Consider the following 14168-nt stretch of genomic DNA (forward strand, 5'->3'; position numbering starts at 1 on the left):
CCTCAACGGACGGCCTGACGGCCGATGATCCTCCTTCTTTCGGGCACCCCCGAAAAGTCAGGAACCTTCGGTGCCTACGGTGTGATCCTCGTTCCTCGGATCCCACCTACGACACCTCCCCGGGTTTGCGGAGGACAGGGCCTGACGGCGCCCGAACGGGTGACCCCCGTGGCTCACAAAACAGAACCTGGACCCGAAGGACTCCGGCCCCGGAAGGGGGAAGATCCCTTCCGGGGCCGTCGTGTGTTCGACCCGGCGTCAGGCCTGACCGGCGGCGATGTCCGTGGCGCGAGCGCGCAGGGCGCGCTCCACCCCGGCCTTGCCCTCGATCAACAGCCGGCGCAGCGCGGGGGCGGGGGAGCGCTCGGCGATGTAGGCGTCCGTGCGCTCCAGGGTCCCCTCCTCGACCAGGTGGCTCGGGTAGGCGACCTCGGCGAAGGTCTGGGCGAACTCACCGGTCCACTTGTCCCAGGCCGGGGCCAACTGCGTGAAGTACCGGTCCAGGAAGGGACGGTACAGGTCCGACTGCAGCGGCTCGGTGAAGCCCAGCAGCACCGAGCGGAACTCGGCGTTGGCCAGGTCGCCACCGACGATCCGTTCCCAGGCGGCCTCCTTGGCCTCCGAGGTGGGCACGGCGGCCCGGGCACCGGCGGCGTTGCGCTGACCCGCGGCGGTGGGGTCGGCCTTCAGCTCGGCGGCGATCTCGGTCTCACCCGCCTCACCGGCGGTGACCAGACGGTGCAGCAGGGTCCAGCGCAGGTCGGTGTCGACGGTCAGCCCTTCCACGGTGAGCGCGCCGTCCAGCAGCCCACGCAGCAGCGACAGGTCGGCCTCGGTGACCGCCACCGCCGCGAGCGCGTTGACGTAGGCCAACTGCAGGTCGCCACCGGGCTCGGCGGAGGACAGCAGCTCGCGCAGGCGGGTCCCCAGCCTCTCGAAGCCGACGGGACGCCAGGCCGGGTCGGCGTAGTTGACGATGGCGCCCGCGGCCTGCCGCAGCAGGGTCTGGGCGACCATGACGTCGCTCACGCCGCTGATTCCGGCGATGACCAGCTCGACGTAGTCGCGGGCGGCCATCTCACCGTCGCGGGTCATGTCCCAGGCGGCGCCGAAGGCCAGAGCCCGGGGCAGCGACTCGCGGATCTCGCCGACGCTCTCGACCACGGTGCGCAGGGAACGCTCGTCCAACCGGATCTTGGTGAAGGTGAGGTCGTCGTCGTTGATCAGCACCAGGTCGGGGCGGGCCTTACCGACCAGCTCGGGCACCTCGGTACGCTCGCCGCTCACGTCCAGCTCCACGCGCTCACGACGCACGACGCCGTTCTCGGTGCGGTCGTACAGGCCGACGGCCAGACGGTGCGAGCGCAGAGTCGGGTGCTCGGCGGGGGCCTCCTGCAGGACCGCGAAGGACGTGAAGTTCCCGTCGGCGTCCACCTCGAACTCCGGGCGCATGGTGTTGACGCCCGTGGTCTCCAGCCACTCGCGCGACCAACCGGACAGGTCCCGACCCGAAGCGGCCTCCAAATGCTTGAAGAGGTCCTTCAGCTCGGTGTTTCCGAACGCGTTCTCCTTGAAGTAGGCGCGAACGCCCGCGAAGAAGTCGTCCACGCCCACGTACGCCGCGAGCTGCTTGAGCACCGAGGCGCCCTTGGCGTAGGTGATGCCGTCGAAGTTGACCTCGACCGCCTGGATGTCGACCATGTCGGCGGCGATCGGGTGGGTGGAGGGCAGCTGGTCCTGGCGCAGCGCCCACGCCTTCTCGACGTTGGCGAAGGTGGTCCACGCGTCGGTCCACTTGGTGGCGTTGGCCTGGCAGTAGACGCTGGCGTAGGTCGCGAAGGACTCGTTCAGCCACAGGTCGTCCCACCAGCGCATGGTGACCAGGTCACCGAACCACATGTGCGCCATCTCGTGCAGGATGGTCTCGGCGCGACGCTCGTAGCGGGCGTCGGTGACCCGGGACCGGAAGACGTAGTCCTCCAGGAAGGTGACGGCGCCGGCGTTCTCCATCGCCCCGGCGTTGAACTCCGGCACGAACAGCTGGTCGTACTTGCCGAAGGCGTAGCGCACGTCGAACAGGCCATGGAAGAAGTCGAAGCCCTGCTTGGTGACCTCGAACAGGGCGTCGGAGTCCAGGTGCTCGGCCAGGGACGCGCGGCAGTACAGGCCCAACGGGATGCCGTCGTGCTCGTCACGGACCACGTGGTAGGGGCCGGCGATGAGCGCCGTGATGTAGGTGGACATCACCGGGGTGGCGGGGAAGTGCCAGCGCACGCGCTCGTCCCCGGCCGCCTCGCGCTCGACGTCGGGAGCGCTGTTGGACACGACCTCCCAGGACGGCGGCGCGTACACGGTCAGCTCGAACGTGCCCTTCAGGTCGGGCTGGTCGAAGCAGGTGAACATCCGCTGCGCGTCGGCGGTCTCGAACTGTGAGTACAGGTACACGGCCTCGTCGACCGGGTCGACGAATCGGTGCAGACCCTCGCCGGTGCGCATGTAGGCGGCGTCGGCGACCACGGTCAGCTCGTTGTCGGCCGCGACGTCGGGCAGGGCCAACCGCTCACCGTCGAACAGCGCGGCCACGTCGAGCTCCACGCCGTTGAGATTGGCCTTCCGCACCGTGGGCGCGACCAGGTCGATGAAGGTACGGGCACCCGGTTCGGAGGAGGAGAAACGCACCGTGGTGGTGGACCGGAAGGTCTCGCCCCCGGTCGTCAGGTCCAGCTCCACGTCGTAGGAGTCGACGCTGAGGATGCGCGCCCGCTCCCGGGCCTCGTCCCTTGTGAGGTTCCCTGCCACGCAAAGCTCCCTTCGCGGCCGCCGTCTTCGCCGGCCGGAGTCTCATTGCCGGTCACGGCGAGCCCACCGACCAGCGGATCAGCCGGGGGCGGGCCTCGTCGGGCCGGAGGTCGTCCATCGGCTTCGATCCTGTCACGCGCGGGTGCGGAATGCGCAACCGATGGGCGGGGTTGTGGATCTACGCGGTGAAAGTTCGCGACCCATTCGACGAGGAGTACCGGAAAATGACGCAGACCCCCGAACAGCAGGGCGATCAGGTCGCCTGGGCCGACATGTGGTTCGATCCCGCGTGCCCGTGGGCCTGGATGACCTCTCGCTGGCTGTTGGAGGTGGAGAAGGTGCGACAGGTGAGGGTGCGTTGGCACGTGATGAGCCTGGGCGTCCTCAACGAGGGGCGGGATCTTCCCGAGGAGTACAAGAAGGGGATCGAACGCTCTTGGAACGCGGTGCGCGTGTGCGTCGCCGCCGAACAGCGCTTCGGATCCGAGGTCCTGGACCGCCTCTACACGGCGCTGGGTACCCGCTTCCACAACAAGGGCGAGCCCCAGTCCATCGAGACGATCCGCGCCGCGTTGGCCGACGCCGACCTGCCGGTGGACCTGGCCGAGGCCGCGGACTCCGCCGAGTACGATGAGGCCCTGCGCGCTTCGCACGCCGAGGCGATGAAGCTGGTCGGGGAGGACGTCGGTACCCCCGTGGTCCAGGTCGAGGGTGTCTCGTTCTTCGGCCCCGTCGTCTCCCCCACGCCGCGTGGCGAGGAGGCCGGGAAGCTGTGGGACGGCGTGCGTCTGGTCGCCGGGACCGACGGGTTCTTCGAGCTCAAGCGCACCCGCACCCGCGACCCCATCTTCGACTGACCCACCCTGGAGGAACCCATGCCCGGGCCAGATGAGGACCGTCGCGTCGACTTCTTCGACGACCTGGAGATCCTGCCCGACATCACCGGCGACGAGCGCGCCGAGGGATGGGGCGACACCGAGGAGGACTCCACGGCGCGACTGATCGCCGACCGCCCCCCGCACTGGGGCTGAGCCGGCCCGACGCTCTTTGGAAGCGGAACGCCTCGGCCCGGTATCCGTCAAAGCACGGATACCGGGCCGTTCACCGCCGAGGGTATGGCCAACCCGAATCCCGTTCTGCGAAGGTGGTGCCATGCGATCCCTCTACATCGATGGCGCCTGGCGCGAGTCCACCTCCGACGAGGCCGTGGACGTGATCAATCCTGCGACCGAGCAGGTCATCGACACGGTTCCGGCCGGATCCACCGCTGATGTCGACGCCGCGGTCGATGCCGCGGCCACCGCGTTCGAGGGGTGGTCCGCGCTCACCCCGGGGCAGCGCGTCACCCACCTGACCAAGGCCTTGGAGCTGTTCACCGCGCGGCAGAAGGACATAGCCGCGATCATGACCGAGGACATGGGCGCGCCCGCCGGCTTCGCAGCCAAGGTGCAGGTCGGCCTCCCCTCCCTGATGTTCAGCACCTACATCGACCTGGTGGAGCAGCACGGGGAGCACTACTTCACCGGTGAGAAGGTCGGCAACTCCCTGGTGGTGCACGAACCGATCGGCGTGGTCGGCGCCATCACCCCGTGGAACTATCCGCTGCACCAGATCGTGCTCAAGGTGATTCCCGCCCTGTTGGCGGGCAACACCGTGGTGCTCAAGCCCAGTGAGGTCGCCCCGCTGGGCGCCTACGCCCTGACCGCGGTGTTCGACGAGGCCGGACTCCCGGCCGGTGTGTTCAACCTGGTCAGCGGAACGGGACCGGTGGTGGGCGAGGCGATCGCCGCGCACCCGAAGGTCGACATGGTCTCCTTCACCGGCTCCACCCGCGCCGGGACCCGGGTGTCCCAGGTGGCGGCCGAGACGGTCAAGCGGGTCGCCCTGGAACTGGGTGGAAAGTCGCCCAACGTGATCCTGCCCGGCGCCGACCTGACACAGGCGGTCAAGCGCGGTGTCGCCGACGTCATGCGCAACACCGGGCAGAGCTGCAACGCGCTCACTCGCATGTTGGTACACCGCGACTCCTACGAGGAGGCCGTGGAACTGGCCGCCGCGTCCGTCGCCAAGTACGTCCCGGGCGACCCGACCGACGAGGGCACCCGTCTGGGCCCGTTGGTCTCCGCCGCCCAGTTGGAGAAGGTCCGTTCCTACATCGACCTCGGTGTGGAGGAGGGAGCTCGCCTGGTCACCGGCGGCTCCGAGCCGGTGGAGGGCCACGAGAAGGGCTACTTCGTGCGGGCGACGGTCTTCGCGGACGTGCGCAACGACATGCGCATCGCCCAGGAGGAGATCTTCGGCCCGGTCCTGGCGCTCATCCCCTACGACACGGTGGAGGAGGCGGTCACCATCGCCAACGACACCGTCTACGGCCTCAGCGCGGCCGTGTGGTCGGGCGACTCCGAGCAGGGGCTGGAGGTGGCCCGCAGGCTGCGCGCCGGCCAGGTCGAGCTCAACGGAGGAGCCCTCAACCCGCTCGCGCCCTTCGGCGGCTACAAGCGCTCGGGTAACGGACGTGAGTGGGGTCTGCCCGGCCTGGTGGAGTTCTGCGAGGTCAAGGCCGTGCAGATGTAGTACCCGGGGACGTGGTGGCCGGGATGTCTGTGGGAGGGGTCACCTCGTGGGCCCACGTTCGCGGGGAATCACCCCCGGTGAAGAGTGCGTTGTGCGGTGTGGGAAGATCCCGATCGGGCATCCCTGGTCGAAACCAAACGAGGTGTGAGTTGAGCAACAAGCCCGCGGTCTCCAAAGCAAGTCCTCTGAGCAAGGACCTCAAGTCGATCATTCTCAGCAATGTGATCGCCATCCTGTCGATGGCGGGCTTCGCCGCCCTCGGTCTGAGCGTCGCCGCCGCCGCGGCCGGAGCCTGATCGGCCCACGGACGAGGCGCACGCCTCCCCACTCTCCGCCGCGCCCCACCCGAACGTTCACGGGTGGGGCGCGGCGTTTTTCGTGCGTGGAAGCTGTCACACTGGTGACGTGCGTGTTTACCTTGGATCAGATCATGCGGGCTTCGAGCTCAAAGAACACCTCGTCTCCTGGCTGAAGGAGCAGGGCCACGAAGTCGTGGACGCCGGACCGGCCGTCTACGACGCGGTGGACGACTACCCGCCGTTCGTCCTGCGCGCCGCCGAGGGCGTGGCGAAGGACCCGGGTTCCCTGGGAATCGTCATCGGTGGCTCCGGCAACGGCGAGCAGATCGCCGCCAACAAGGTCGAGGGCGTTCGTGCGGCCCTGGCTTGGAGCGAGGACACCGCCAAGCTGGCGCGCGAGCACAACGACGCGAACGTGCTCGGTGTCGGCGGGCGGATGCACTCACTGGAGGAGGCCACCCGGTTCGTGGAACTCTTCCTGGCGACCCCCTACAGCGACGAGGAGCGGCACACCCGCCGCATCGCGATGCTCGGTGACTATGAGCGGACCGGCGAACTGCCCCCGCTTCCGTAACGTCTCGTCGACGGCCCGCCACGAGCGGCCGGACCGGGCCCCCACCGTGGGGGCCCTTCGTGTTTCCGGGTCGGGACACTCCGTGTCGTCGGGGACCGGGGCGGTCACCCCCGCGGGATCGTCACCGACAACCGGTGGTGGGCGGGGTCCTGGCGCGTGACCAGGTACGGCACGGCTCCGCGGAGGACGCGTCCTCCCGGGTTTAGGCGGAACCCAAACCCGGGATAGTGGGGTGGATCCGTCCCGGATGCGCGTGCCACTTCGACGCCCCAAGCGCTACAGTTCGTGCACAGCGGCGGGCCAGAGCCATCCGCGGTGCGATGGTGTCGCCCTCCAAGCGACCGCCACTCCTTTCGGGTGATCCCCCACGAGCCCCCGGCCCGCCGACGCGAGATCCGCCCCGACGCGACCCCGGCCGCGACGGTGCGCCGTACGACGACCAGGAGTAACCCCCCGCGAGCGAAGCGGGCGTGCCGATCGCGAGGACCGATGAACTCCACACCGACCGCCAAGACCACCCGGCTGTTGCGCTCTACCGCGCAGCGGCTCGTCGCGGTGCTCCGGCGCAAGGTGTTGTTCCGGTACCGCCTCGTCCTCATCACCCTGGTGACCCTGGCGGTGGGGATCGGTGTGGGGGCCGTCTGGGGTCCCCCCGGTTGGTTCCCGCCCAGCTCCACCATCCTCACCGTTCTCGCCGGTGGCCTGCTCCTCAAACGCAAGAGCCTGGCGTTCCTGCTGGTCGTGGTCGCCGCGGTCCTGGTGTTCGTGGCCTACATGCTCGACTTCGGTCAGGTGGGGCCGGGTCTGCTGGTCACCATCGGGGTCACCGCCGTGCTCTCCTACCTGCTGTCCGGGCTGCGCGAACGCCTCGGAGTGCAGGGACTCAGCGGTGAGATGATGCTGCTGGACCTGCGCGACCGACTGCGGCACCAGGGACGGTTGCCCAAGCTCCCCAGGGGCTGGGGTCGCACCGCCGTGCTGCGTCAGGCCGGCGGTTCCTCCTTCGGCGGCGACTTCGTGGTCTCCATCCTGCGGGAGAACCGACTCGACGTCGCCGTCGTGGACGTGTCCGGCAAGGGGGTGGACGCCGGAACCCGGGCGTTGCTGTTGTCGGGTGCCTTCAGCGGACTCATCGGCGCGGTGCCCGCGCGCGACTTCCTCGCCCACTGCAACGACTACCTCATGCGCAACAGCGGTGGTGAGGGCTTCGTCACGGCCGTCCACCTGAGTGTGGACATCGACAGTGGCGAGTACCAGGTCGCCTCCGCCGGACACCCGCCCGCCCTGCACTACGACGGTGGTGGCGGGGTATGGAGCACCACCGAGGCCAAGGGCGTGGTCCTGGGCGTCATCCCGGAGATGACCTACACCTTCGTCGAGGGCAGGCTCCGTCCCGGCGACGCCATCATGCTCTGCACCGATGGGCTCATCGAGACCCCCGGTGAGGACCTGGACGCCGGCATCGACAAACTCCTCGGCGCCGCGGACACCCTGGTCACCCAGGGATTCGCCACCGGGGCGAGCGAGATCGTCGACACCCTCAGCAAGGACAAGAACGACGACTGCGCGCTCGTCGTCCTCTGGCGCACCTGAAGCCCCCACCGCGCGCTCGCGGGTGGCCGTCCCGCGCCGACGGACCCCGGGTGAGACCGGACGGCCACCGCCGGCGGTAGGGTCGTCATGTTCCCCGACCCCGTACGAAGTCCTTCGTACACGTCCCCGGATCGCCGTGCCCGCCCTCCCCGCCCCCAGGCGCCGACGCCCGCACGGCCGACCCCACCAGCGGCGAGGGGCCGGACCTTTCCCGAACCACCGGCCCGGCGGACGTGTGCACCGGGCCCCGGCGATGCAAGGGGGTGCTTCGCATGGACGGCGAGCGCGCTGAAGAACTCATCGATCTGGTCGAGACGAACGACCTGACCGGGATCAGACTCTGGTTGGCCGAACACAGGCCCCACGAGATCGCGGACGAACTATCCCGCATGACCGGCCGCGAGGCGATCATCCCCTTCCGGCTCCTGGACAAGGACCGGGAGTTGGAGGTGTTCGAGGAACTCGATTCGAGCCAGCAGCAGAACATCCTCCTCGGCCTGCGTGGAACCGACTTCCACGACCTCCTGGAGGAGATGGAGCCCGACGACCGCGCCAGGCTCATCGGCGAGGCCCCCGCCAAGATCGCCACCCGCGCCTTGGCCGGACTGAGCCCCTCAGAACGCAGGATGACCGCCGCGCTCCTGGGCTACCCCGAGGATTCCGTCGGTCGGTACATGACGCCCGAGACGGTCGTCCTGCACCGTGACCTCACCGTCGGTCGCGCGCTGGAGGTGATCCGCGCCAAGGGGGCCGGCGCCGAGATCATCTATACGTTGCCGGTGGTCAGTGACGGCCGTCGTGTGGTCGGCACCGTCACCCTCAGCGACCTGGTGATCAGCGACGTCGACATGCTCCTCAAGGACCTCGTGGACGTGTTCGCGCCTCGTGTGCGCGCCTACGAACCCGTCGAGGACGCTGCCCGGCTCATGCAGGAAGCCAACCTGGTCGCCCTGCCCGTGATGGACTCAGAGGACCGTTTCGTCGGCATGCTCACCGTCGACGACGCCCTCGAGGTCATCGAAGCCGCCGACTCCGAGGACATGGCTCTCCAGTCCGGTGCCAGCCCCATCGACGACCACTACGCCTCGGTCGGGGTGTTCCGTCTGGTCGGAGCCCGGTCGGTGTGGTTGATGCTGCTCATCGTCGCCGCCACGTTCACCGTCAACGTCATGCAGGTGTACGAGGCGACGTTGGAGCAGGTGACGGCGCTGGCCATGTTCGTGCCCATGCTCATCGGCACCGGGGGTAACGTCGGCGCCCAGTCGGCGACGGCGATCGTGCGTGCCCTGGCCGTCGGCGAGGTACGGGTGCGCGACCTTCCATCGGTGATCTGGAAGGAGAGCAGGGTCGGTCTGTTGCTGGGCGTGATCCTCGCGCTCCTGGCCCTGGCCATCGGCTCGTTGCTCGTGGGTTTCGCGGTCGCGGTGGCGGTCGCCCTGTCGGTGGTCGCGATCTGCACCTGGGCGGCGATCATCGGCTCGTCGATGCCGCTGCTCGCCCGCAAGGTCGGCGTGGACCCGGCGGTGGTCTCCTCCCCGATGGTGGCCACGCTCGTGGACGCCACCGGTCTGCTCATCTACTTCGCGATCGCGCGCGCGGTGCTGGGGATCTGACCGGGAACGGGCCCCTCCGATGAACTCGTCGGTCGAAGAGGTGTTTGAACCGTGCCCTCTTCCGTACGATGGGTGACCAGGGCGGGCCCTGGAGACACCCGGGGTGAGCTCGGACGATCGACGACGACCTCAGGGGGAGACCATGGCCGGTGCTGGTGACGCGTTCAACAAGCTGCGCAAGACGGTCGAGGACAACGCCGACAAGGCCGAGGGCCTGGTGGGGAAGGCCGCCGACGCCGCGAAGAAGGCCACGGGCGGCGCCCACGACGACAAGATCGACAAGGCCTCCGGCGCGGCCACCGACTACCTGCGCAAGCAGGGTGACGGGGAGGGGCGCACGGAGGAGGGCTCGGGCGATTCGAAGGACCGTGGGCAGGGCCGTCCCGACGAGGACGGCCGACGCCGATAGTTCGGGCCGGGAGAAGAACCCTCGGAACACGGAGCGGGTGGGGCGGGTCCACGAAGGTGGGCACCCCGTCCGCTCCTCGCCGCTTCGGTGCCCCGACATCGGAAGATCACCCACCCGATCGGGTTACCGCTGGTCAGAGCGGCACTACGAATGATTACCCTGGTCAGGTAAGGCGAACCTGACCAAAGGGTGAGGGGGTGGGTGATGAGTGCGGTCGAGGACGCGCCCTGCAAACTCACGGTCTGTCGAGGATGCTGCTGCGGCACGAAGAAGAAGGTCCCCGGCGTCGACCACGACGCCCAGCTCGCCCGCCTGAGTGCCATCGACGACCACTCCGCCCGCCGTGTTCCCGTCCGAACCAGCAAGTGTCTGGGCATCTGTTTCCAGGCCAACGTCGTCGTGGTACAGCCCTCCGCGACGGGCCGCGCCGCCGGTGGCCGACCCGTCTGGCTCGGGGAGATGGTCGAGGACGACCTGCTGGAATCCGTCGACGACTGGATCTTCGAGGGTGGTCCGGGTCTGTCCCCGCTCCCTGCGGCCTTGGCGGACCACGTCACCTCCAAGGACGCGAAGAAGCCGAAGAAACGTAAGAAGCCCAAGGACGGCAAGGGCAAGGACGCCAAGGGCAAGGACGCCAAGGCGGAGAAGAAGAGCAAGAAGGACGGCAAGGACAAGAAGAAGTCCAAGAAGTCCAAGAAGAAGCCGGAGAAGGTCTAGCGCGGTCCGGCGGCACCGGACCGCGCCGTGGAACCGTCAGCGACTCTGCGGGGCGAACTGGGTGCGGTACAGCGCCGTGTAGAGGCCACCCGCGTCCAGGAGCTCCTCGTGCGATCCGCGTTCCAGGATCCGCCCGTCCTCCAGCACGAGGATCTGGTCGGCCTCCCGCACGGTCGCCAACCGGTGCGCGATCACCAGGGAGGTACGTCCCTCCAAGGCCACCGCCAGGGCCTCTTGGACCGCGGCCTCCGATTCCGAGTCCAAGTGGGCGGTGGCCTCGTCCAAGATCACCACCGACGGTGCCTTCAACAGCAACCGAGCGATCGCCAACCGTTGCTTCTCGCCCCCGGACAGCCGGTAACCGCGATCTCCCACCATGGTGTCCAGGCCCTGGGGCAGCTGCTCCAAAAGCGTGCCCAGCCGTGCCATGCGCAGCACCTCGACCAACTCGTCGTCGGTGGCCTCCGGCCGCGCGTAGCGCAGGTTGGCGCCGACGGTGTCGTGGAACAGCTGCGCGTCCTGGGTCACCACGCCGATCGCCGAACGCAGGGAGTCACCGGTCGCCTCCCGCAGGTCCAGGCCGCCCACCCGCACCCGCCCCTCGGTCGGGTCGTACAGCCGTGACACCAGGTGGGTGAGCGTGCTCTTTCCCGCACCCGAGGGACCGACCAACGCCACCATCCGGCCCGGTTCGGCGTGGAACGACACCCCGCTCAGCACCTGGGTGTCCTCGTCCTCCTCCGCACGCGGGGCCAGTTCCAGGGAGGCCACCGACGCCCCCGCGGCGCCCGGGTAACGGAAGGAAACCTGGTCGAACTCCACGCTCAACGGTCCCTCCGGCAACGGCCGGGCGTGCGGATCCTCCTTGATCTGCGGTTCCAGGTCCAGCACCTCGAAGACCCGGTCGAAGGACACCAGGGCGGTCATGATCTCCACGTGCACGTTGGACAGGGTGGTCACCGGACCGTACAGCCGTGTCAACAGGGTGGTGAGCGCGACCAGGGTGCCGACCTCGAAGGATCCCCGTACCGCGAGCAGGCCGCCCGCGCCGTAGACCATCGCCACGGCCAGCGCGGTGATGGTCGAGAGCATGGTGAACAGCAGGCCACCGAACACCGCCTGCCGGATCCCCAGATCGCGCACGCGCGCGGCCTTCTCGGAGAACCCGCGGTTCTCCTCGTCCGGACGGCCGTACAGCTTCACCAGCATGGCGCCGCCGACGTTGAACCGTTCGGTCATCAGTGAGCTCATCGACGCGTTGTTGTCCATGGCGTCGCGCGAGATGGTCGCGAGTCTGCGGCCCAGCAGTTTCGCGGGCACGATGAACAGCGGCACCAGTACCAACGCCAGCAGGGTCACCTGCCAGGACAGGGCCAGCATGGTGATGAGCACGGCCACCACGCTGATGAGGTTGGACACCACCGACTGCAGTACCGAGGTGATCGCCCGCTGGGCACCCACCACGTCCGTGTTCAGACGGCTGATCAGCGAACCGGTCTGGGTGCGGGTGAAGAAGGAGATCGACATCCGCTGCACGTGGGCGAACACCTGGGTGCGCAGCAGGTAGATGACGCCTTCCCCGATCCGGGACGACAACCACCTGCCGGTCAGGGTGATGACGCCCTCCATCAGAGCCAGACCACCCGCGGCGACCGCCAACCACACCACCACCGAGGCGTTCCCCGGGATGATCCCCTGATCGATGATGGCTCGCAGCAGCAGGGGATTGGCCACCACCACGCCCGCGCCGATCGAGGTGACCAAAAGGAACAGCAGGATCGACCGCCAATGCGGTCGGGCGTACGACAGGATGCGTCGGGTGATACCCGGGGGCAGCCTCTGTCCCCGCGCGCTCCCATCGTTGACCAGAGCCCTGTAGGAGGGCCTTCCTGACATCATCGACGGCCTCGTTTCGTACATCGGTTCGCCACGCATGTGTCAACACCGATGGGGCCGTGCCACTTCCCGAGCAGATGGGGGAGGGGACGGTGGGGAACCGGAGGGTTCAGAGCGAGTGCGAGAGGCGACCCAACGCCGCCGTGGTGGAGCGGCCCGGGGTGAAGGGCAACTCCCAGGAGCGGGCGCCGAGCGCCTCCGCACCGCGGATCTTGGCCTGGGTGTAGCGATCGCCGGCGGTGAAGGCCAGGGCCGCGGGGGCCAGGGGGCGCAGCAGGTCGGCGTAGGCGGCCCAGTCGGCGACCGAGGGGGGACCGTCGATGATGAAGGAACCGGTCACACAGGCGAGCGCGGCGATGGTCTCGGCCCGTTCTTCGGCCGGGTTGACCGGCCGTTCGGGGCCTTTCCAGGCTCGCACGCGCTCATCGGACTCGATGCCCACGACCAAGGGGTGGCCGCGTTCGGCGATGGTGCCAAGGAATCGGATGTGTCCCACGTGCAGTACGTCGAAGACCCCGGTGACCACGACCGGTCCTTCGAGGGGCTCCGGTCGCTCGAACCAACGAAGAACCAGCGGCGTGGCCGCTTGGTACGCCTCGTCCCTGCCAGATTCCCGCATGTGGCCCCCGTTCCCTCCATACGACCGAGGGGTGTCCGCGTCCGCTCGCGTGGACGGGCTCACCCGAAAGGTCAACGTACCTGCCGGGCGGGGGTATTCCGCCTCCGGGAGGGGAACCGAACGGTGTTCACCACGGGTGTGACGGACGTTACCTGGAACCGCGTGAGAGGTATGTGTGTCCCACCACGTGAAGTGTTCGCGAAGTGGAACGGAAAAGTGGTGCGGCGATGGGTTGGGTGATCCTCATCGAGGAGACGGTCGGATCCGGGCAGTCCATGCGGTGGGGCGTGGGCCGGGTGCAGGGAACCTATCCCGAGTGGGAACAGGCGAGGGAGGCCGCGCTGGCTCTGGCCAGGGAGTACGTCCCCAACCACCCCTGGTCGGACAACGGGCGCGAGATCTACCAGACGTCGGAGGGTTCCTACCTGGTCGACGTCCACGGCGCCACGGCCACGTTCCCCTTCCGGGTCGGCGTCGCCCAACGAGTGGAGTAGACCCGGCCCCCTGGTGAAGTTCTCCCTGGTGGAACGGCGAAGCGAGCCGGTGTGGTCGGTACGCATGGTTCGTTTCGAGTGGTGCGGGGGTCAGGGGGTCGTTCTCCCTGGTGGAACGGCGAAGCGAGCCGGTGTGCTCGGCACACACGGCTCGCTTCGAGTGGAGCGGGCGACGAGAATCGAACTCGCATGACCAGCTTGGAAGGCTGGGGTTCTACCATTGAACTACGCCCGCATGGCTTCAGAGCCCTCGAGTTTCCTCTAGACTCGTCTTGCCGCTGGAGATAAGAGTACAGTCTCCAGGGCGGTGGTCGCACACTCGTTTTCGGATTGGTGTGTCCTCGCCGGGCAACGGGGTGTGGCGCAGCTTGGTTAGCGCGCATGCTTTGGGAGCATGAGGCCGCGGGTTCGAATCCCGCCACCCCGACGAAATCTTTCGCGGCCGTCCGGCCTCTCGGCCGGCGGCCGTGGCCCCCTGCGTATCTGCCCTAGACTTGGTGCGATCAGCAGGAAACTGTAAGTCCCAGCCCGTCGCAGGGCACCCCAGTAGAACGTGGTCTCCACGGTCCGGGGTGCTCGCG

At 68.4% G+C, this 14168-nt stretch carries 13 protein-coding genes and 2 tRNA genes; 11 read left to right on the plus strand and 4 right to left on the minus strand.

The features are described from left to right. Window positions 1-258: 258 nt before the first annotated feature. Window positions 259-2799, minus strand: coding sequence for an aminopeptidase N (pepN, locus tag NLI01S_RS08680; RefSeq protein ID WP_067602014.1), 2541 nt, complete (start codon window positions 2797-2799; stop codon window positions 259-261). 224 nt (window positions 2800-3023) lie between these two features. Here pepN and NLI01S_RS08685 point away from each other — a divergent pair, with 224 nt between their 5' ends. From NLI01S_RS08685 to NLI01S_RS08715, 9 genes are all read left to right on the plus strand, one after another. Next, on the plus strand, window positions 3024-3656 hold the full coding sequence (locus NLI01S_RS08685; RefSeq protein ID WP_067602017.1) for a DsbA family oxidoreductase: 633 nt from the start codon (window positions 3024-3026) through the stop codon (window positions 3654-3656). 18 nt (window positions 3657-3674) lie between these two features. Continuing rightward, window positions 3675-3830, plus strand: a complete 156-nt coding sequence (locus NLI01S_RS25985; protein ID WP_190318398.1) for a hypothetical protein — start codon at window positions 3675-3677, stop codon at window positions 3828-3830. 121 nt (window positions 3831-3951) lie between these two features. Further along, the gene (locus NLI01S_RS08690; protein ID WP_067602020.1) at window positions 3952-5373 is read left to right on the plus strand and encodes an aldehyde dehydrogenase family protein; all 1422 of its coding nucleotides are present in this window, start codon (window positions 3952-3954) and stop codon (window positions 5371-5373) included. A 149-nt stretch (window positions 5374-5522) separates the two neighbouring features. Then, entirely contained in the window at window positions 5523-5669 is a 147-nt protein-coding gene (locus NLI01S_RS25990; RefSeq protein ID WP_190318399.1) for a hypothetical protein, read from the plus strand. Between the two features lie 109 nt (window positions 5670-5778). Then, window positions 5779-6246, plus strand: a complete 468-nt coding sequence (locus NLI01S_RS08695) for a ribose-5-phosphate isomerase (protein ID WP_067602022.1) — start codon at window positions 5779-5781, stop codon at window positions 6244-6246. A 489-nt stretch (window positions 6247-6735) separates the two neighbouring features. Next, on the plus strand, window positions 6736-7839 hold the full coding sequence (locus NLI01S_RS08700; protein WP_067602025.1) for a PP2C family protein-serine/threonine phosphatase: 1104 nt from the start codon (window positions 6736-6738) through the stop codon (window positions 7837-7839). A 272-nt stretch (window positions 7840-8111) separates the two neighbouring features. Then, entirely contained in the window at window positions 8112-9452 is a 1341-nt protein-coding gene (gene mgtE, locus NLI01S_RS08705) for a magnesium transporter (RefSeq protein WP_067602028.1), read from the plus strand. A 142-nt stretch (window positions 9453-9594) separates the two neighbouring features. Next, window positions 9595-9861, plus strand: coding sequence for an Rv0909 family putative TA system antitoxin (locus NLI01S_RS08710; protein ID WP_067602124.1), 267 nt, complete (start codon window positions 9595-9597; stop codon window positions 9859-9861). Window positions 9862-10065: 204 nt separating this feature from the next. Further along, complete coding sequence (locus NLI01S_RS08715; protein WP_190318400.1) at window positions 10066-10578, plus strand: (2Fe-2S) ferredoxin domain-containing protein; 513 nt, start codon at window positions 10066-10068, stop codon at window positions 10576-10578. A gap of 36 nt (window positions 10579-10614) precedes the next feature. Here NLI01S_RS08715 and NLI01S_RS08720 read toward each other — a convergent pair whose 3' ends face one another. Then, window positions 10615-12477: an ABC transporter ATP-binding protein gene (locus NLI01S_RS08720; RefSeq protein ID WP_067602034.1), complete on the minus strand. Its 1863-nt coding sequence runs from the start codon at window positions 12475-12477 to the stop codon at window positions 10615-10617. Window positions 12478-12583: 106 nt separating this feature from the next. Beyond that, window positions 12584-13093: an adenylyltransferase/cytidyltransferase family protein gene (locus NLI01S_RS08725; RefSeq protein WP_067602037.1), complete on the minus strand. Its 510-nt coding sequence runs from the start codon at window positions 13091-13093 to the stop codon at window positions 12584-12586. 227 nt (window positions 13094-13320) lie between these two features. Between NLI01S_RS08725 and NLI01S_RS08730 the strand changes: the two genes are divergently transcribed. Continuing rightward, the gene (locus NLI01S_RS08730; RefSeq protein ID WP_067602040.1) at window positions 13321-13587 is read left to right on the plus strand and encodes a hypothetical protein; all 267 of its coding nucleotides are present in this window, start codon (window positions 13321-13323) and stop codon (window positions 13585-13587) included. Between the two features lie 161 nt (window positions 13588-13748). Here the strand turns inward: NLI01S_RS08730 and NLI01S_RS08735 are convergent. Beyond that, window positions 13749-13822, minus strand: a tRNA-Gly gene (locus NLI01S_RS08735). 117 nt (window positions 13823-13939) lie between these two features. Between NLI01S_RS08735 and NLI01S_RS08740 the strand changes: the two genes are divergently transcribed. Next, window positions 13940-14014, plus strand: a tRNA-Pro gene (locus tag NLI01S_RS08740). Window positions 14015-14168: the final 154 nt, after the last annotated feature.

It is taken from the genome of Nocardiopsis listeri NBRC 13360 (assembly GCF_001570765.1).
GTDB classification, from domain to species: Bacteria; Actinomycetota; Actinomycetes; order Streptosporangiales; family Streptosporangiaceae; genus Nocardiopsis; species Nocardiopsis listeri.

Coding starts and splice junctions, on each gene's coding strand:
- NLI01S_RS08685 (WP_067602017.1), top strand. CDS start 3,024: ATGACGCAGACCCCCGAACAGCAGGGCGATCAGGTCGCCTGGGCCGAC.
- NLI01S_RS25985 (WP_190318398.1), top strand. CDS start 3,675: ATGCCCGGGCCAGATGAGGACCGTCGCGTCGACTTCTTCGACGACCTG.
- NLI01S_RS08690 (WP_067602020.1), top strand. CDS start 3,952: ATGCGATCCCTCTACATCGATGGCGCCTGGCGCGAGTCCACCTCCGAC.
- NLI01S_RS08700 (WP_067602025.1), top strand. CDS start 6,736: ATGAACTCCACACCGACCGCCAAGACCACCCGGCTGTTGCGCTCTACC.
- mgtE (WP_067602028.1), top strand. CDS start 8,112: ATGGACGGCGAGCGCGCTGAAGAACTCATCGATCTGGTCGAGACGAAC.
- NLI01S_RS08710 (WP_067602124.1), top strand. CDS start 9,595: ATGGCCGGTGCTGGTGACGCGTTCAACAAGCTGCGCAAGACGGTCGAG.
- NLI01S_RS08715 (WP_190318400.1), top strand. CDS start 10,066: ATGAGTGCGGTCGAGGACGCGCCCTGCAAACTCACGGTCTGTCGAGGA.
- NLI01S_RS08720 (WP_067602034.1), bottom strand. CDS start 12,477: ATGATGTCAGGAAGGCCCTCCTACAGGGCTCTGGTCAACGATGGGAGC.
- NLI01S_RS08725 (WP_067602037.1), bottom strand. CDS start 13,093: ATGCGGGAATCTGGCAGGGACGAGGCGTACCAAGCGGCCACGCCGCTG.
- NLI01S_RS08730 (WP_067602040.1), top strand. CDS start 13,321: ATGGGTTGGGTGATCCTCATCGAGGAGACGGTCGGATCCGGGCAGTCC.